Source organism: Stenotrophomonas mexicanensis, assembly GCF_032911605.1.
GTDB classification, from domain to species: domain Bacteria; phylum Pseudomonadota; class Gammaproteobacteria; order Xanthomonadales; family Xanthomonadaceae; genus Stenotrophomonas; species Stenotrophomonas maltophilia_A.
This window is the reverse complement of record NZ_JAWJTG010000020.1, coordinates 38,554-55,121: the sequence shown is the minus strand read 5'-3', so window position 1 is coordinate 55,121 and position 16,568 is coordinate 38,554. Positions and strand designations below refer to the sequence as shown.

Here is a 16,568-nt window from a genome sequence, read left to right as displayed (position 1 = left end):
GCGCCATACCGGAACTCAGGAGATGGCCATGAAGACCTCGACCCGATTGCTTGTGCTGGGCACCCTGCTGGCAGCTTCGTCGGTGGCCGGCGCGCAGACCTATGGCCCGCGCGATGAGGGACGCAAGTTCAACGACGGCAGCCGCGTGGTCTGCAAGAACGTGGAAGTGCAGCGCAACTCGCGCGATCCGAACCGCATCACGGGTACCGCTACCGGCGCCGTGATCGGTGGCCTGCTCGGCAACCAGGTCGGTGGCGGCAACGGCAAGAAGCTGGCCACCGTGGCAGGCGCCGTTGCAGGTGGTGCGGCCGGCCGCCAGATCCAGGGCAACAGCCAGCAGAAGAACGGGGACCGCGTGGTGGAACGTCGCTGCGAACGCGTCTACCGCTGATCGATCGCAGCCAGACCCCGCTTCCCCTTCCAGACCGCAGTACTCGAACGCCGGCCCAGCGCCGGCGTTCGTCGTTACGGAAAAAGGGACGGAGGGGATTAAGTCGCAATCCCCCAATCTGCCGTTTACGACTTAATCCCCTCCGTCCCCTTTTTTGCGAGGAGGCGCCAGGCGGCGAGGCTGCCGTAGAGCAGCAGCAGGGCGCTGAGGGTGATCAGCTCGTGGCTGACTTCGGCCAGGCGGGCGTCCATCTGGTTCAGGCGCACCATCAGGTTGATGCCGGAGGTGGTCGGCAACAGCTGCGCCAGCCAGACCAGCGGTTTTGGCGTCATCACTGCCGGCCACGACAGGTTGGCCAGAAAGAACAGTGGGATCGAGGTGGCGATGATGTACTGGAAGGCGCGTTCGCGGGTGCGGAAGAAGCTGCCGACGAACAGGCCGAAGGCCACGGTGGCGGCGATGAACAAGGTGCCGCCGAGCAGCTGGCCCAGTGGGTTGCCGCCGCGCGGATAATCCTGCACCCAGGCGGTGAAGCCGGCGTAGTAGAACAGCCCGAACAGGCCGATCAGGCCGAAGCCCAGTGCCATGCCGGCCAGCGTCGGCAGGTCGAAGCGCAGGCGGCGGCCGAGTGCGAGGCGGCGGCCGCCGAGCAGGACGCCGATGCCCATCAGCAGCGTCTGGTGCACGATCAGCTCGGCCACGCCGGGCACGATGGCGCTGCCGTAGCCTTCCTGGGTGTTGTACAGCGGGCGCTGCACCAGGGTGACCGGTGGTGCCTGTGGCGCGCCCATGAAGGCCGCCTGGCCGACCACCGCCTCCCGTCCGAACGCACCCAGTGCATCGGCCACGCTGCCCAGCACCCAGCTGGCGCGGCCCAGGTAGGCGCCGTTGCCGAGCAGCACCAGCTTGGCCGGGTGGCCGCGCAGGATGTCGCGCTCCAGGTTGGCCGGGATCAGCACGATGCCTTCGGCATGACCGGCTTCCAGCTGCTGGCGCGCGCTGTCGATGTCCGCAGGCTGCCCGACCACGCGTGCGACCCGCAACGCGTCGAGCTTCCGCAGCAGCTCGCGGCTGGTGGCACTGTGGTCTTCATCCACCACCAGTACCGGCAGGTTGCCGGCCACCTGGTGGCGATACGCGGCCGGGTAGAAGAACGAGTACAGGATTACCGCGCCGACCATCACTACGATCGCATAGCGGTCGCACAGTACCGCCATCAGGGTCTGCCGCAGGCTGCGCCACAGTGCGCTCATGCGTCGGCCCCCGCCGGTTGCGCGGCTTCGGGCGTACGCGCGAAGGCGATCAGGCGCAGCCCACCGATGCCGCCAGCCACCACTGACATCAGCAGCAACGTGGCCAGCGGCCATACCGAAACCTGCAGCGGCGAACCGATGAACTGTTGCTGGGTCTGCAGCTTGATATAGGCGCTGAGCGGCAGCAGCTGATGCCAGACGCGGGTGAATAACGGCCCGTCCAGCACCGGGAAGGTGGCGCTGGAAAATGCCAGTGCAGTACCGATGCTTAGGCCGACCGCGGACAGCGCGGTACCCATGTCGCGGGTGACGCCGACGAAGAACAACGCGTAGGCGGCAGTAGCCAGGTAGAACAGGGGTTGTGCGAGCAGCAGCAGGAGCACGCTGCCGGCCACACCGTCGCCGCGCAGCCAGGCCAGGTAACCGATGCCGAGCGCGCCATACAGCGAGAACAGCAGGACGTACGGCGCGATCTTGCCGGCAATCGCCGGCCACGGTGTGCGGCCGAGCCAGGCGGGCAGGCTGCCGTCGCGGATCTCGCGGCCGAGGCTGCCGGCCACCGCAAGTGCCAGCACCAGCGACAACACCGCCGGGAAGATCAGCGGCAGCAGGAACAGCTCGTAGCTGCGCGCCGGGTTGTACAGGATTTCCGACTGCACCGCGATCGGTGCCGCACGCAGCTTGCCCGGGCCGACCTGCAGGCCGATGCGCTCGCGCAGCAGGCGTGCGTTCCAGGCCGAGACCGCGTCGCCGATATCGCGCGCCGCGGACTGGCCGGTGGTCATGTAGGTGGCGTTGTAATAGGCGAACACCGTGCCCTGGCGCCCACGCAACGCCTGCCGGGTGACATCGCGCGGCACCAGTACGATGGCGAATACATCCAGCCGACGCAGCTGCGAACGTGCATCTTGCATGTCCGCAGGCTGGCTGGCGATGCGCACGCCGGGGCTGGCATCGAGCATGCGCAGCAGCAGGCGGCTGTCGCTGCTGTGGTCGAGGTCGACCACGGCGATCGGGATGTCGCGCATCACCGAGGGGGTGAACATCCACGCCATCACGGCCAGCATCAGCAGCGGCAGCAGGGTGACCAGCAGCAGGTCGGCGCGGTTGCCGCGCAGCGACCGCAGCTCGCGCCGCCAGCCGGCGGCGAAGCTGCTGCCGTCGGGGCTCAGTGCTGGGGCCATGCGAACAGCACGCTCATGCCGGGGCGGAAGCCCTCGATGCGGCGTACCGGGCGCACCCGCACCTCGAAGCTGCGGACGTCGTAGCCGGACGACTGGCGGGTGGTCCGCCAGGTCGCATAGTCACCGGCCGGATTGATGAAATAAACCTCGAACTCGCCGTCCTGGCCAAGCGCCGGCACGCTGCCCTGCAGCTTGCTGCCGACCTTCAGGCCCTGCATCTGCGATTCGCGCAGGTTCATCGCCACCCACATGCGGTCGATGTCGACCAGGGTGAACACCGGGTAGCCGGCCGGCACCAGTTCACCCGGGTCGGCCATGCGCTTGTTGATCTCGCCGGCCACCGGCGCGCGCCCTTCCACCTCGACACGCGCGGCGTTGACTTCGGCCACCGCGCCCTGTGCCTGCTGCACCTGGCCCTGCGCGGCACGCTTGTCCTGCTCGCGTGCGCCGGCCAAGGCCATGTCGTACTGCGCGCGGGCGGCACGCGCCAGTTCGCGCGAACTGGTGGCCTGGGCATGCGCTTCATCGCGCTTCTGCCGGGTCATCACCCCTTCGTTGAACAGGTTCTGCACGCGCTGGTTGGTGGCTTCAGCCAGCGTCGCACCGGCTTCAGCCCGCTTCCAGTTGGCTTCGGCGGCGCGGATGTCTTCGCTGCGCGCACCTTCGTCGGCCTTGTCGGCCACCGCTTGCGCCGCGGCCAATGCGCCGTGCGCCTGCTGTTCCTTGGCGGCCACTTCGGGGCTGTCGAGCAGGAACAGCACCTGCCCGGGCTGCACGCGGTCGCCCTCGTGCACCTTCAGTTCGGCCACGCGCGCGGTGATCTTGGCGGCCACGTTGATGGTGTCGGCATCGGCCATGCCCTGGATCTGGTCGGCCGGGCTGCGCCAGGCCAGCCACAGGCCGAGCACCACCACGACCAGCAGCACCACTATCAGGATCGGGCCCAGACGGCGCTTGGCCGGGGGCGTCGTTGCATCGTCGTGCAGCACATCACTCATGGTCGATCACCTCGTCCGCACGGCGCCGGAACTCTTCGAAACGGTCCATCTGTCCACTGACCTCCAGCAACTGTGCCAGCGCAATATCGTATTGGTAGGCGGCCTGTGCGCGCTCGACGCGGGCGCCGCCGAGGCCGAGCCGCGCGTCGATCACATCCAGCGAAGTCGCCTGGCCTTCGCGGAACGCCAGCTCCTGCAGGCGCAGGTTTTCCTGTGCCTGGGCGATGCTGCTGTCGAGCAGCACGTACTGCTGGCGCGCGGTTTCCAGCTCGTTCCAGGCCTTGCGCACGCCCAGCGCGACCTGGTTCTCGGCTTCGCGCAGGCCTGCTTCGGCCTGTTCCTGCTGCGCACGCGCGGCGCTGATCTGCGCCGGCCGCGAGTTCGGCGACAGGAAGGTGTACTTAAGGCCGATACCGAAGGCCCAGTCCGGATCGGTCAACATCTCGTCACGGCGGCGGAAGTCGTACTGGCCGAAGGCGAAGATCTGTGGCTTCAGCTTGGCCTGCTGCACGCGCACGCCCTGTTCGGCCTGTGCCACCATCGCCCGCAGGCGTGCGATCTGCGGCTGGCGTGCCTGCGCAGTACGCTCGAAGCTGGCCACCGGTTCCAGCGGCACGCGCTGCACGAACAACGGCGACACCGGCTGTACCTCGCCACCACTGCGCAGCAGCGTGGCCAGCGCCGCCTTCAGCGTGGCCAGGTCGTTCACCGTTTTCTGGTATTCGCGCTCGGCCTTGTCGCGGGCCACGGTGGCCTGCAGGCGCTGGGCGCGGGTGGCGAAGCCCTCGCGTTCCAGCTTCTCTGCGTCGGACAGGTGGCGGTTCAGGCCATCGCGTACGTCGCGCCGCACATCCACTGCCTGCTCGGCCAGGCGCTGGCCGAAATAGGCCTGGGCCAGCTGCACGGTCAGCGATTGGCGCTGAGCCTCGCGCTCGGCGCTGGCCTGCTCGTGGGCAGCGCTGGCGGCACGTTGCGCGGCCGGAATCACGCCGCCGGTGTACAACGGCAGCACCGCGGTAACCACGGGCCGGGTACGCCAGTCGCGTTCGGTGAATGACAGCGGTGAGTCGATGCCATAGGCCTCGGCCACCGGTGCCAGCGAACCCAGTGGCAGGGTGAGGGTCTTCTGGAACTGCAGGCGGCGCACTTCGCCGGTGATCTCCGGCAGGCGCAGCAGGCGGGTGGCGTCCTGCAGGTCCTGCTTGTTGCGTACCGCTGCATCGGCGGCGGCCAGTGCATCGGAGACCTGCTCCAGGCGCTGCCGTGCCTGCTCCCAGTCCAATGCGGGTGCATCGGTGAGGGTCTGCGCCGGCGCAGCCAGTGGCAGGCAGGCTGCCAGCGCCAGCGCGGCCCTCGCGCCGTGCATCCTTGTACGTCGGCCGATCACGCCCATGCCGTCCCAGTGGTGAAGAAGTGCGCAAACGGTAGTGCGCGCGGCGTGAAGCCCGGGTCTGCGGTCATTGGATTGTCCTCAACGAAGGGTGCCGCTGGCTGCAGTGCGCAGCGCCTGGGTGATGTGCTGCAGCGTGCTTGAACGCACGGCGGCATGCTGCCAGTACAGCGGCACGTCGAGCCAGCGGCGGGGTTCCAGTACCACCACGCGGCCGGCGCGCACGGCGGGCGCGACCAGGGTTTCCGGGGCCATGCCCCAGCCGAGTCCGCACGCGGCGGCTTCGACGAAACCGGTGGAGGAGGGCAGGTAGTGTAGCGGCGGCTGCAGTCGCGCGCGGGTCAGGCGCCGCACGAAGCGCCACTGCAGTTCATCCTTGCGGTTGAACACCAGCATCGGTGCGCGCGCCAGGGCCGTGGCCTGCATGCCGTCGCGGAAGTACTGGCGGGCGAAGCTGGGCGAGGCGATGGCGTGGTAACGCATGGCGCCGAGCGGATGCACGTTGCAGCCCTTCACCGGTTGGCTTTCGGCAGTGACCGCGCCGAGCACGCTGCCATCGCGCAGCAGCTGCAGGGTATGGTCCTGGTCATCCATGCGCAGGTCGAACAGGTAGCCATGGCGCTGGTGCAGTTCGGCGATGGCCGGTACGAACCAGGTATCGAGCGAGTCATCGTTGACCGCCAGGGGGATCGGCGTGCGCGCAGCGTCGCTGCCACGCTCGGGCAGCAGCTCGGCCAATGCTTCGGCCTCCAGCGCCTGCATCGGCCGGACCCGGCGCAGCAGCGCTTCGCCTGCGGCGGTGGGCCGGCACGGTGCCTGACGTACCACCAGTACCTGGCCAAGCCGGTCCTCCAGCGCCTTGATCCGTTGCGACAGGGCCGATGGGCTGATCGACAGGCGGCGTGCCGCGGCCTCGAAGCTGCCTTCTTCCAGCACCGCAGCAAACGCGGCCAGTTGTGGATGTACCAGATCCATGCCGGTGCCTCTTCAGTTTTCCTGCACAGGATAAAGAAAAATCAGATTGTCTAAACAGGGTCGGCGGCCGCACCCTGCGCGTCCCCTCGCTGCCTGGCCTGTCCTGATGTGGATCGCCGCTACCGCCGCCGGCCTGTTCGCAGGTGCCGGCCTGATCATCGCCATCGGTGCGCAGAACGCCTTCGTGCTGCGCCAGGGCCTGCAGCAGCGCCATGTGGGCAGGGTGGTGCTGGCCTGTGCCGGCGCGGACATCGTGCTGATCCTGGCCGGCGTCGGCGGCATGGGCGCGCTGGTGCTGCAGTGGCCGCTGCTGCTGCAGGTGCTGCGCTTCGGTGGTGCGGGCTTCCTGCTCTGGTATGGCCTGCACGCGGGGCTGCGCGCATGGCGCGGTGGCAGTGCGCTGGCCGCCGCCGAGGCGCAGGGCGGCAGCGGACGGCAGGTACTGCTGACCTGCCTGGCCTTCACCCTGCTCAACCCGCACGTCTATCTGGATACCGTGGTGCTGCTGGGCAGTCTGTCCACGCGTTACCCGGGCGATCTGCGCTGGGCCTTCGCCGCCGGTGCCTGCATTGCCAGTGTGGTCTGGTTCTGCACGCTGGGCTATGGCGCGCGCCTGTTGCAGCCGGTGTTCCGCAGGCCGGGCGCCTGGCGTGTGCTGGATGCAGGCGTGGCGATCTTCATGTTCTGCCTGGCGACGTTGTTGCTGCTGCGTCCTTTATCGCCATGAGTGCGTGACGTACGCCGGTGTTGCGTATGTGTTCCACCGGTACGGTTCACGTGGCCGGATACAGCGCGGATAATGCGCGCCTGGTCGCGACCCCGCCGCGCATGCCGTCGTTCGGCAGCCCCCCGGTCGCCTGTGTTCTCGTTGTACGACCGCCACGGCGCGGCATCGGTGTTGCATGAAAGACAATCTACAGCTGCTCCTGTCCCACCTGGGGCGCACCTTCCTGTTCGGCCTGATGATGGCGCTTCCGCCTGCGTTGGCCTGGCTCGACATCCATTGGCTGGGCAATGCAGTCGGCGAGTGGTCGCTGGTCGAACTGACCCAGGAAGGCTTCCTGGTCGCCAGCGTGGCTGCCTTCGTCCGGCTTGCATTGCGACGTGCCGATGATCGGGCCTTTGCCGTTCTGGCGGCCGCGCTGTTCGCCTGCATGCTCCTGCGTGAAATGGATGAGGCGCTGGACCTGATCGCACACGGCTTCTGGAAGTACCCGGTGGCCGTGCTGATCATCGGCTCACTGGCCTGGGCCAGTCGCGACTGGCGCCGGGCCATGCCGGCGCTGGTGCGTTTTCTCGTATCCCGGCCGGGTACCGTGATGACGATCGGCCTGGTTCTGCTGCTGTTCTATTCGCGTCTGATCGGCATGACGTCGTTGTGGACCGGACTGCTGGGTGACCAGTACATCCGCGTGTTCAAGAACACCATCGAGGAGACCACCGAACTCCTTGGTTACACCTTCATTCTCGCAGCCAGCGTCGGCTATGTGGCACAGCGGGTACGCGAACCGCTGACGGCACGGAAGCGCGCCGTGCACGAGGGTGCCGGGATGCAGCAACGGCCACTCTAGGCGGCATCCACCGCGCATAACGGCGTCTCGCCGGGGCGCAGGGTCAGTACGCGTACGCCGTTGCGGGTGACCGCCACCGTATGCTCGAACTGCGCCGACAGCTTGCCGTCGCGGGTGTACACCGGCCATTCGTCCGGTTGCTGGCGGATGGCCGGCTTGCCCTGGTTGAGCATCGGTTCGATGGTGAACACCATGCCTTCCTCCAGCACCATGCCGGTGTTGGGATGGCCGTAGTGCAGGATCTGCGGTTCCTCGTGCATCTCCTGGCCGATGCCGTGGCCGCAGTATTCCTTCACCACGCTGTAGCCGTGGCTGCGCGCGTGGCGGGCGATGGCGTGGCCGATGTCGCCCAGGCGCGCACCAGGACGCACGGCGGCAATGCCTTTCCACATCGCCTGGTAGGTGGTCTGCACCAGCCTGCGCGCGGCGTAGTCGACCTCACCGACCCGGTAGGTGGTGCTGGAGTCGGCGATGTAGCCGTTCTTCTCCAGGGTGATGTCGAGGTTGACGATCTGGCCGTTGCGCAGCACGTCGGTGGTGCTGGGCACGCCGTGACAGATCACGTTGTCGATCGAGGTATTGAGCACGTACGGGAAGCCATACTGGCCCTTGCTGGCCGGCCGCGCCTGCAGTTCATCGACGATCATGCGTTCGACGAAATCGTTGATCTCCATGGTGCTACGGCCCTGCAGCGGCAGCCGGTCGAGTGCGGCGAACACCTGCGTCAGCAGGCGGCCGGATTCGGCCATCAGTGCGATCTCGTCGGGACGCTTGATGATCGCCATTGGCTCAGGCCTGGCCCGGCGGCAACAGCGGCGGCTGCACGCCCGCCGCCCGCAGCTCGCTGGCGACGATGTCCTGGAAGCTGAGCGTGGGGTTCAGCTCGCACAGCATGCCGACCCGGATCCAGAAATTGGCCTGGGCATTGATCGAGCGGCTGGAAACGGTGCAGGCACGACGCAGCTGGTCGTGCAGGGTGTCATCGATGTTGACGATGCCCATGGGCGGTCCTGAAGGAGTGGATATACGAAGCGTATATGTTTCGTATATTCGACTCAAGGCCGCCCGGTTCAGCTCGCGTCGGTGGCGAAGCGCAGGCGGTTGCCGTCGGGGTCACGCAGCAGCATCTCGCGGCTGCCCCATTCGGTGTCATGCGGCGGTTGCTCGATCGGCACGTTGGCGGCGCTGAAGGCGCGGTGCAGGGCGTCGACGTCCTCGACGATGAAGTACACCGCGCCGCCGACCTCGCAGTCGCCGCTGTGTTCGGTGAGGAAGATCGTCTGGCCGTCGCGGGTGAGCTGGGCGAACAGCGGGAAGCCGGGTTCGAAGCGGTGTTCCCAGTCAACCACGAAGCCTAGTCCCTGCACGTAGAACGGCAGGGTGGTGTCGGCGTGGCGCATGCGCAGCTGCGGGATGACGGTCTGGGCCATGGTGGCGGCTCCTGGGGCGGGAACCCAGTGTAGTGCCGAGCCATGCTCGGCCATCGCCCCCTGTAGAGTCGAGCCATGCTCGACTGCTGTTTGCCGTCCGCTGAGTCGAGCATGGCTCGACTCTACAGAAAGCGATAGCGATAGCCGAGCATGGGCCCGGCACTACCGAGGCGCTCAACAGGCGGTCGGCACTGCGGCCATCGCCGCCAGCAGCTCGCGGTTCACCTGCTGGTGCCGCGCCTGCCACAGCGGTAGATCCCCGGCGCTGACGTCAGGCTGGCCATCCAGCGACGACAGCCAGCGCTTGAAGCGGCTCTGGTAGTTGGCCAGCGACACTTCGCCGGTGATGTCACTGCCGACCAGGCCGCCGGCGCGCAGCGCTTCGATCACCACCAGTGCGTGTTCCAGCTGGAAGCGGCCCTGGTCCCAGTTGCTGCGGGCGACGTCCTCGGCAAACACATCCTTGTCGATCGACAGGTAGGTCGGCTGCGGCGACTTGGCCTGCTCGGCAGCGAACGCAGCCACCAGCGCTTCGGGATGCTCGAAACGGCGGAAGGCGTGGCCCATGCCGAGACGATGCCCCCAGCCCACGTCCACATCCATGCACCAGTAGGTCAGGCGACTGCCGATCAGCGGGCGCCAGTGGTTCTCCCAGGCATGGCCGAGGCCGATGTCGCTGGAGGTGATGCCGAGCACGTGGATGTGCGAGATCTGCGGCAGCTTGCTGGCGGCGTTCACCCACGACCCGCAGTGCATGCCGAACGGGAAGCGCATGTTGTCCGGATGGTTGTCCAGCACCACCAGCTGGAACGGCGCCTGCGTGCGCATGCGCTGCAGCAGCGGCAGGCTGAGGTGGTGGAAGTCGCCACTGCCGAGCATTACCGTGCCGAGCTGGGCCGGCAACGGTGCCAGCACTTCAGTGGCGAAACGGTTCAGGGTGGCATTGCGGCAGGCGAAGCGCAGTGGATCATGCCATTGCGGCAGCGCCAGGGTCTGCGCCTCTGGCAGCGGCAGCACGCCACCGTCCAGGTCCAGGATCAGCGGGGAACGCAATGGCATCGCTCAGCCGCCTCCGTCCGGTTCGCCCTGCAGGTACGGGGCCAGCCTGCGCAGGGCTGCACGCAGCAGCGGGGAACGGGCGTGGATCGCATGCCGGGTGGAGGTGAAGCTGGCACCCAGTTCGGCCTTGATCCGCGAATCGGTCCAGCCGGCCACGTAGTGGCTCAGGCTGTGCTGCAGCGCGTATTCGAGGTTGTGCATCCAGCTCACCGCGTACAGGTTGTGCTCGCGCGACTGCGGGTAGGCCAGGCCGATGTACTTGTCCACCAGCTTGCCCGCATGCACGTAACACAGGTTCCAGCCGATCAGCTGGCCGTGGTGGCGGTACAGGAACATCCGTCCCTGGCCCTGGCTGTCGGCCAGAAGATGCTGGAAGTAGGGCAGGTCGAGCTGGTCGAAATGCACCGCGCTCTGCGCGTACACGCCCAGGTACAAGGCATACAGTTCGGCCTGGAGCTGCGGGTCGGCCAGGGCCGGATCGCCGGTGGCGATGCAGTCGATCTGCAGGTCGTCGCGCGAGCGCAGCTTGCGCCGGATGTTCTTGCGGCGCGAAGACGACAGGCGGCCGAGATAGCCATCGATCGAATCGAAATCGATCGCCACCCAGGCCAGCGGCATGCCTTCCAGTTCGACGAAGCCGCGTGCCAGCAATGCCTGCAGGAAGGCACCGCTGTGTGCGTTGGCCGCGTCGTCCAGCAGCGGCGAATCGATCGCCAGGTCCTTGACCACCAGAAGGCGCGTATCGCCGATCGCGTGACGCGTCACGTCCTCGGCCAATGCCTCTGGTGCGACGTGCGCGGGCAGCGGGGTGTACTCGGTGCTGGTGGCGCCGACGAAGCGGGTCTTCCAGGTGATCCATGGCCGCCACAGGCGCGACAGTGGCAGGCCAAGCAGCTTGCCGCGCAGGTCGTCATCCATCGTGGTGGTCAGGTCCAGCGGCGCACGGAAGGTCGGCAGGCCGCTGGGAAGGCGGCCTGCCTCGAACCCGAGCGGCGGGTGGGCCAGGAAGCCCTCCAGCAGCGCGGCCGGTTCCAGCGCGGTGCTGGATGCGCGTGACGTCATTTCCATCGGCACGGGAACCGGCAGCGCATCGGACCTCAGCCCTTGGCCTTGGTCAGCGCCTGGTCAAGCAGGGTGATCGCCAGGTCAATCTCTTCGTAGCTGATGTCCAGCGACGGCGCGAAGGTGATCACGTTCTTGTACCAGCCACCCACGTCGAGCACGAGGCCCATGCGCTTGCCGTCGTGCAGCAGGTCACCGGCCAGGCCGATGTCGACCATGCGGTCCAGCAGTTCCTTGTTCGGCGTGTAGCCGTCGGTCTGGCAGATTTCCGCGCGCAGGGCCAGGCCCAGGCCGTCGACGTCGCCGATTTCCGGGTGGCGCTTCTGCAGGCCACGCAGGCCATCGAGGAAGTACGCGCCCTTTTCCGGCACGGTGCGCTCGTAATCCATTTCCTTGCCCAGCTTCAGCACTTCCAGGCCCAGGCGGGTGCCCAGCGGGTTGGAGTTGAAGGTGGAGTGGGTGGAGCCCGGCGGGAACACGGTCGGGTTGATCAGCTCTTCGCGCGCCCACAGGCCCGACAGCGGGTTCAGGCCGTTGGTCAGCGCCTTGCCGAACACCAGCACGTCCGGGGTCACGCCGAAGTGCTCGATCGCCCACAGCTTGCCGGTGCGCCAGAAGCCCATCTGGATTTCATCGACGACCATCAGGATGCCGTACTTGTCCAGCACGCGCTTGAGGCCGGTGAAGAAGTTGCGCGGCGGGATGACGTAGCCGCCGGTGCCCTGGATCGGTTCGACATAGAACGCGGCGTACTCCGCCTGGCCGACCTTGGGATCCCACACGCCGTTGTATTCGCTTTCGAACAGGCGCTCGAACTGCCACACGCAATGGTCGGAATACTCTTCCGGGGTCATGCCCTTCGGGCGACGGAAGGGGTACGGGAACGGAATGAACATCGCGCGCTCGCCGAAGTGGCCGTAGCGGCGGCGGTAGCGGTAGCTGGAGGTGATCGACGACGCACCCAGGGTACGGCCGTGGTAACCACCCTCGAAGGCGAACATCAGGCTCTTGCCGCCACGCGCGTTGCGCACGATCTTCAGCGAGTCTTCAATGGCCTGCGCGCCGCCGACGTTGAAATGCACGCGGCCGTCGAGGCCGAACTTCTCGTGCATGTCCACGGCAATGGTCTTGGCCAGCTGCACGCGGGTCGGGTGCAGGTACTGGCTGGCGACCTGCGGCAGGGTGTCGATCTGGTCCTTCAGCGCATCGTTCAGACGCTTGTTGCTGTAGCCGAAGTTGCAGGCCGAGTACCACATCTGCAGGTCGAGGTAGGGCACGCCCGCACCGTCGAACATGTAGCTGCCTTCGCCGCGCTGGAAGATCTTCGGCGGGTCGACGTAGTGGACGGTATCGCCGAAGGAACTGTAGCGGGCTTCGTCGGCCAGCAGCTGCGCGTCGGAGGCGGCGGCGTCGGCGTTCTTGTCAAAAATGTTCATGCAGTTCGGTTCCGTGAAGGACGTTCGAAAGAGGTAGCGGGGGCGTGCTTGGAAGGGAGTGCTCAGGCGGTGGCCAGCAGCAGGGGCAGTACGGCGGGCTGCGGGCTGGCGTCGATACGACGTGGCTGCAGCAGGCTGCCATCGAGCAAGCGCGGCAGCAGTGCGATTGCATCGTGGAAGGTATCGATGGCGGCATGCTCGATGCCGGCATGGGTGCAATGGGTGATCAGGCGACGCTTGGCGAACACGAAGTCGGCATCTTCGGAGACGCAGAAATCCGAACTGCCATCGCCGATCATCAGCACACGCGGTGCTTCGTTGGCGCGCGCCTGCGCGGCGCAGGTGCACTTGCAGGTGCCGCTGCGGCAGCCTTCGGCCTGGTAGGGCGATTCCAGTTCCCAGTGGTCATCGCACCAGCGCAGGTGGTTGGCCACCACCGGCAGTCGCGACAGGCCGTGGTTGGCGAGGATGCGGTGGATCGCATGGTCCAGGCCGTCACTGACGATGCGCAGCGGCACGCCCAGCTGTTCGGCACGGCTGACAAAGGCGGCAAAGCCTGGATCGATCTGCACCTGGTCCAGGTGGGCGTCGAGCGTGGCCGGGTCCAGCTTCAGCAGCCTGACCTGGCCCTGCATGCATTCGCGCGAGCCGATCTTTCCCGCTTTCCACTGGTCTTCCAGTTCCTGCCAGCCCGGCTGGCCGTATTTCTCCAGCAGCGAGTCGATGACATCTTCGAGGCTGATGGTGCCGTCGAAGTCACACAGGATGCTCCAGTGCATGGGCAGGTCCGTCGATGAAAGGAACGTCCGGCGCGATGCCGGGGCAGGCTCAATGTAGGCAGGCAGCCTTTCTCGTTCCTTTCCTGTTGAAAGCCTGCATTGCAGGGCGCGGAAAGCGTTCAGGAAGGTGCATGGATGAATGCGTGGGGCGCACTCCATCCGTGCGTCCTGGCGTCACGCGCGGGCCAGTGCCCGCAGTATTTCGGCGGTCTCTTCACGGGTCTGCCAGGCGCTGTTGCCGAGGGTCAGCATGCGTGCAGCGAAGTCGCGTGCGTTGGGCATGTCGTCCTGCGGCACGATGCCGCGCAGGTAGGCATAGCCGGGCAGGGCATGGATGAACATGCGGCTGGCGCCAAGCCCGCGTGGCCACAAGTCCTTCAGTACCGCATCGCGGGCGCGTTGGCTGGGCAGCAGCAGCATCAACAGTGGCCAGGTGCCACCGCTACCGGCCAGCCCATCGACCACCTCAACGGCAGGCAGCTGTGCCAGCTGCACCCGCAGCTGCAACGCACGCAGCCGACCGGCCTGAAGGAATGCCGGTAAGCGCCGCGCGGCATGCGCGCCGATGTTCTGCCGCCACTGGCTGACCCGGTGCTGCGGGATATCCAGCGGGAAAATGTCACCGACCGCATCTTCCAGATCGTCACGCTGAAGCGCATTGCGCAGTGGATTGCCATACACCAGTGACAGCAGCGAAGGGCGATAGCAGGTAGCAAGGCCCAGCAACTGCACGCTGCGCAGCAGCTCCCAGCGCAGGCTGGAGCGAACGTGCTGGACGGCATGTTCGGCCAGCGCAGCACGCAGTTCGTCATCGCGGCTGACCAGCAGGCCGCCTTCATGCAGGCTCAGGCCCTTGCCGGCGGCCAGGCTGAAGAATCCGATATCGCCGCGCATGCCGACACTGCTGTTGCCGACCCGTGCGCCGAGTGCCTGCGCGGCATCTTCGATTGCCCAGGCGCCGGCGTTGCGGGCGACTTCGCAGGCCAGCTCGACATCGGCAATGCGCCCGCCCAGGTGGGTGGGCAGGATCGCCAGCGTGCGCGCATCGGCCAGCCGCTTGAGCTGGCCGGGGTCGAAGTCGAAATGACCGCGCCGGGTATCGCACAACTGCACGCGCAGGCCCAGGCTGTGCACCGCGATCGGCACCAGCGGGCAGGTATAGGCCGGCATGATCACGGTGTCGCGCTTTGGCGCACGCTTCCGCAGCGTGCGCAGGGCGATCAGCAGCGCGTGCGTGCCGGAACAGGTCAGCTGCAGCGGCGGTGTGCCGAGCTGGCTGGCCAGGATGTCACGCAGGTCGCCGCCTCCGGGAAGGAAATCGCTGGCCTGCATCGGCAGGCCGGCGGTTGGTGGCAGTTCGCGCGCGAACAGGCTCATCGCAGCGCGCTCACGGGGTGCTTTCGGCAGGGCTGTGCGGGTCGTGCGCCTCGGCGCGGCCGAGGCAGACGATGCCGGCCACGATCAGTACCACACCGAGCAGATGGTGCAGGGTCAGCGGCTCGTTCAACAGCCACGCCGACAGCAGCAGCACGCTGATCACTTCCAGGTGCGAGGCAGCAAAGGCGGGACCGATCGGCGCATGGCGCAGCAGGCTCATCCAGGTGAAGAATGCACCCACGTAGCCGAGGATGGCGCCGTAAACCCACGGCTGCGACAGCACGCGCAGCAGCCAGGCGGTGTTGGCCTCGACCGGCAACGCGGCGTCACCGGCGTACTTGAAGCACAGCTGGGCCAGCGTGTCGAAAGCCATCAGCAGCGGGAAGCCGATCACATACAGGCGCCTCATGAGCCGGCCCCCACCACGGCTACGCCGGCGGTGACCAGCAGCATGCCGGTCACCCGCAGCGGCGTGAGTTTCTCGCGGAACAGGAAACGGCCGGCGATCATCAGCGCGACGATGTTGATCGAGCCCAGCAGCACGCCCTTGGACAGCGGCACCAGCGACAGGAACGCGATCCAGGCGACGAACTCAAGCACGTAGCAGGCGATGCCGATCCACAGCCAGGGACGGCTGAGCATGTGTTTCCAGCGCTGCAGTCCTTCGCCCTCCTGCGGGTCGCTGGCGGCGGCTTTGAAGGCGAGCTGGCCACCGGTATCGAGCACGACATTGGCCAGCCACAGCAGCGTGGCAAGTGCCCCCATGTCAGGCCACCGCCTTGAGCGCGCCCGTGCGTTCACCGATTTCGGTGAAGAAGCGCGCGCTGCGGCGGATCACATCGCGGCGTTCGCGGTCGATGGTGATCATGTGGTAACTGTCTTCCAGCACCACCAGTTCCTTCGGGCCGCTGACCCGCGACATCACCAGCTCGGCGTTGCCCATGCTGGCCACGTCGTCCTCGCGGGCGTGCATCACCAGGCACGGCGCGGTGACCTGGTGCAGGTGGCGGCGGGTCCAGTTGCTCAGGGCGCGCATTTCGGCCAGGGCGTGCCAGGGGTTGCCCGGCAGGCCGGCGGCGGCGCTGTCGCCGGACAGCATGGCGGCACTGACTTGTGCACGCAGGCGCTCGTCACGCAGGCCGTACGGCGGTTCTTCCATGAACATGCGGTCGCGGCCGATGTTGAAGCGCTTGAACCACGGCAGCAGGAACGAGAAGCGGGCCACGGCGGGGATGTTCCAGCCGTCATAGCGGAAGGTGGCGCCGTATACGCCGACCCCGGACACCCACTCGGGGCGACGTGCAGCCAGTGCCAGCGACAGCACCGCGCCCATCGACAGGCCGCCGACGAACAGCTGGTCGACCTTGCCGCGCAGGGTTGCCGCCGCATCTTCCACGCCCTGGTACCACTGTTCCCAGGTGGTCGCCAGCAGGTCATCCACGCTGCCGCAATGGCCGGGCAGCTGCACGCCGTGCACGGTGAAACCGGCGTTGTTCAGCCCTTTGCCCAGCATGCGCATTTCCGCCGGGGTGCCGGTCAGGCCATGGACCAGCAGCACGCCCTGTGGGCCACCGGGGAGGAAGAAGTCGTGCGATTCGGTCACCTGGCGGCTCCGGGACGGCAGTGGGGATGGCAGGATCGCAAGCGCGATTTTCGCCAGCCT

General features: G+C 67.2%; 19 protein-coding genes. 3 read left to right on the top strand and 16 right to left on the bottom strand.

Annotated features, from left to right (window positions below; translation table 11 throughout):
- The first annotated feature begins 22 nt into the window (after window positions 1-22).
- The gene (locus R1L06_RS10560; protein WP_032127541.1) at window positions 23-391 is read left to right on the top strand and encodes a glycine zipper 2TM domain-containing protein; all 369 of its coding nucleotides are present in this window, start codon (window positions 23-25) and stop codon (window positions 389-391) included.
- 125 nt (window positions 392-516) lie between these two features.
- On the opposite strand, the gene R1L06_RS10555 is transcribed toward R1L06_RS10560, so the two are convergent.
- The 5 genes from R1L06_RS10555 to R1L06_RS10535 form a co-directional block, all read right to left on the bottom strand.
- On the bottom strand, window positions 517-1,644 hold the full coding sequence (locus tag R1L06_RS10555; protein ID WP_317217670.1) for an ABC transporter permease: 1,128 nt from the start codon (window positions 1,642-1,644) through the stop codon (window positions 517-519).
- Window positions 1,641-2,828: an ABC transporter permease gene (locus tag R1L06_RS10550; protein ID WP_317217669.1), complete on the bottom strand. Its 1,188-nt coding sequence runs from the start codon at window positions 2,826-2,828 to the stop codon at window positions 1,641-1,643. The genes R1L06_RS10555 and R1L06_RS10550 overlap by 4 nt, the downstream gene beginning before the upstream one ends.
- Window positions 2,813-3,826, bottom strand: coding sequence for an HlyD family secretion protein (locus R1L06_RS10545; RefSeq protein ID WP_317217668.1), 1,014 nt, complete (start codon window positions 3,824-3,826; stop codon window positions 2,813-2,815). The genes R1L06_RS10550 and R1L06_RS10545 overlap by 16 nt, the downstream gene beginning before the upstream one ends.
- A complete protein-coding gene (locus R1L06_RS10540) occupies window positions 3,819-5,219 on the bottom strand; it encodes a TolC family protein (RefSeq protein ID WP_317217667.1) in 1,401 nt (466 codons plus the stop codon). The genes R1L06_RS10545 and R1L06_RS10540 overlap by 8 nt, the downstream gene beginning before the upstream one ends.
- Before the next feature lie 78 nt (window positions 5,220-5,297).
- On the bottom strand, window positions 5,298-6,191 hold the full coding sequence (locus R1L06_RS10535) for a LysR family transcriptional regulator ArgP (protein ID WP_317217666.1): 894 nt from the start codon (window positions 6,189-6,191) through the stop codon (window positions 5,298-5,300).
- Window positions 6,192-6,297: 106 nt separating this feature from the next.
- Here R1L06_RS10535 and R1L06_RS10530 point away from each other — a divergent pair, with 106 nt between their 5' ends.
- A complete protein-coding gene (locus tag R1L06_RS10530; protein ID WP_317217665.1) occupies window positions 6,298-6,918 on the top strand; it encodes a LysE/ArgO family amino acid transporter in 621 nt (206 codons plus the stop codon).
- 175 nt (window positions 6,919-7,093) lie between these two features.
- Window positions 7,094-7,762 (top strand): hypothetical protein, encoded by a 669-nt coding sequence (locus R1L06_RS10525; RefSeq protein WP_032127534.1) that lies wholly within the window; start codon window positions 7,094-7,096, stop codon window positions 7,760-7,762.
- On the opposite strand, the gene map is transcribed toward R1L06_RS10525, so the two are convergent.
- The 11 genes from map to R1L06_RS10470 form a co-directional block, all read right to left on the bottom strand.
- On the bottom strand, window positions 7,759-8,541 hold the full coding sequence (map, locus tag R1L06_RS10520; protein ID WP_317217679.1) for a type I methionyl aminopeptidase: 783 nt from the start codon (window positions 8,539-8,541) through the stop codon (window positions 7,759-7,761). The two genes, R1L06_RS10525 and map, sit on opposite strands and share 4 nt — an antisense overlap.
- Window positions 8,542-8,551: 10 nt before the next feature.
- Window positions 8,552-8,764 (bottom strand): ParD-like family protein, encoded by a 213-nt coding sequence (locus tag R1L06_RS10515; RefSeq protein WP_012510456.1) that lies wholly within the window; start codon window positions 8,762-8,764, stop codon window positions 8,552-8,554.
- A 68-nt stretch (window positions 8,765-8,832) separates the two neighbouring features.
- Window positions 8,833-9,192, bottom strand: a complete 360-nt coding sequence (locus tag R1L06_RS10510) for a bleomycin resistance protein (protein ID WP_317217664.1) — start codon at window positions 9,190-9,192, stop codon at window positions 8,833-8,835.
- Between the two features lie 174 nt (window positions 9,193-9,366).
- Window positions 9,367-10,251: an arginase family protein gene (locus R1L06_RS10505; RefSeq protein ID WP_253143358.1), complete on the bottom strand. Its 885-nt coding sequence runs from the start codon at window positions 10,249-10,251 to the stop codon at window positions 9,367-9,369.
- Between the two features lie 3 nt (window positions 10,252-10,254).
- Window positions 10,255-11,319 (bottom strand): GNAT family N-acetyltransferase, encoded by a 1,065-nt coding sequence (locus R1L06_RS10500; RefSeq protein WP_317217663.1) that lies wholly within the window; start codon window positions 11,317-11,319, stop codon window positions 10,255-10,257.
- 29 nt (window positions 11,320-11,348) lie between these two features.
- Window positions 11,349-12,749 carry an aspartate aminotransferase family protein gene (locus R1L06_RS10495; RefSeq protein WP_032127529.1) on the bottom strand — a complete coding sequence of 467 codons (1,401 nt, stop codon included), beginning with the start codon at window positions 12,747-12,749 and terminating at the stop codon, window positions 11,349-11,351.
- A 62-nt stretch (window positions 12,750-12,811) separates the two neighbouring features.
- On the bottom strand, window positions 12,812-13,528 hold the full coding sequence (locus tag R1L06_RS10490; protein WP_032127528.1) for an MtnX-like HAD-IB family phosphatase: 717 nt from the start codon (window positions 13,526-13,528) through the stop codon (window positions 12,812-12,814).
- A 174-nt stretch (window positions 13,529-13,702) separates the two neighbouring features.
- Window positions 13,703-14,905, bottom strand: coding sequence for a DegT/DnrJ/EryC1/StrS family aminotransferase (locus R1L06_RS10485; RefSeq protein WP_317217662.1), 1,203 nt, complete (start codon window positions 14,903-14,905; stop codon window positions 13,703-13,705).
- 10 nt (window positions 14,906-14,915) lie between these two features.
- Window positions 14,916-15,314: a DMT family transporter gene (locus R1L06_RS10480; RefSeq protein WP_317217661.1), complete on the bottom strand. Its 399-nt coding sequence runs from the start codon at window positions 15,312-15,314 to the stop codon at window positions 14,916-14,918.
- Entirely contained in the window at window positions 15,311-15,670 is a 360-nt protein-coding gene (locus R1L06_RS10475; protein ID WP_012479558.1) for an EamA family transporter, read from the bottom strand. The genes R1L06_RS10480 and R1L06_RS10475 overlap by 4 nt, the downstream gene beginning before the upstream one ends.
- A 1-nt stretch (window position 15,671) precedes the next feature.
- A complete protein-coding gene (locus R1L06_RS10470) occupies window positions 15,672-16,508 on the bottom strand; it encodes an alpha/beta hydrolase (RefSeq protein WP_317217660.1) in 837 nt (278 codons plus the stop codon).
- Window positions 16,509-16,568 lie beyond the last annotated feature (60 nt).

Bases quoted from the DNA above. Each gene is read 5' to 3' on its own strand.
- R1L06_RS10560 (WP_032127541.1), top strand. From the start codon at position 23: ATGGCCATGAAGACCTCGACCCGATTGCTTGTGCTGGGCACCCTGCTG.
- R1L06_RS10555 (WP_317217670.1), bottom strand. From the start codon at position 1,644: ATGAGCGCACTGTGGCGCAGCCTGCGGCAGACCCTGATGGCGGTACTG.
- R1L06_RS10550 (WP_317217669.1), bottom strand. From the start codon at position 2,828: ATGGCCCCAGCACTGAGCCCCGACGGCAGCAGCTTCGCCGCCGGCTGG.
- R1L06_RS10545 (WP_317217668.1), bottom strand. From the start codon at position 3,826: ATGAGTGATGTGCTGCACGACGATGCAACGACGCCCCCGGCCAAGCGC.
- R1L06_RS10540 (WP_317217667.1), bottom strand. From the start codon at position 5,219: ATGGGCGTGATCGGCCGACGTACAAGGATGCACGGCGCGAGGGCCGCG.
- R1L06_RS10535 (WP_317217666.1), bottom strand. From the start codon at position 6,191: ATGGATCTGGTACATCCACAACTGGCCGCGTTTGCTGCGGTGCTGGAA.
- R1L06_RS10530 (WP_317217665.1), top strand. From the start codon at position 6,298: ATGTGGATCGCCGCTACCGCCGCCGGCCTGTTCGCAGGTGCCGGCCTG.
- R1L06_RS10525 (WP_032127534.1), top strand. From the start codon at position 7,094: ATGAAAGACAATCTACAGCTGCTCCTGTCCCACCTGGGGCGCACCTTC.
- R1L06_RS10515 (WP_012510456.1), bottom strand. From the start codon at position 8,764: ATGGGCATCGTCAACATCGATGACACCCTGCACGACCAGCTGCGTCGT.
- R1L06_RS10510 (WP_317217664.1), bottom strand. From the start codon at position 9,192: ATGGCCCAGACCGTCATCCCGCAGCTGCGCATGCGCCACGCCGACACC.
- R1L06_RS10505 (WP_253143358.1), bottom strand. From the start codon at position 10,251: ATGCCATTGCGTTCCCCGCTGATCCTGGACCTGGACGGTGGCGTGCTG.
- R1L06_RS10500 (WP_317217663.1), bottom strand. From the start codon at position 11,319: ATGGAAATGACGTCACGCGCATCCAGCACCGCGCTGGAACCGGCCGCG.
- R1L06_RS10495 (WP_032127529.1), bottom strand. From the start codon at position 12,749: ATGAACATTTTTGACAAGAACGCCGACGCCGCCGCCTCCGACGCGCAG.
- R1L06_RS10490 (WP_032127528.1), bottom strand. From the start codon at position 13,528: ATGCACTGGAGCATCCTGTGTGACTTCGACGGCACCATCAGCCTCGAA.
- R1L06_RS10485 (WP_317217662.1), bottom strand. From the start codon at position 14,905: ATGAGCCTGTTCGCGCGCGAACTGCCACCAACCGCCGGCCTGCCGATG.
- R1L06_RS10480 (WP_317217661.1), bottom strand. From the start codon at position 15,314: ATGAGGCGCCTGTATGTGATCGGCTTCCCGCTGCTGATGGCTTTCGAC.
- R1L06_RS10475 (WP_012479558.1), bottom strand. From the start codon at position 15,670: ATGGGGGCACTTGCCACGCTGCTGTGGCTGGCCAATGTCGTGCTCGAT.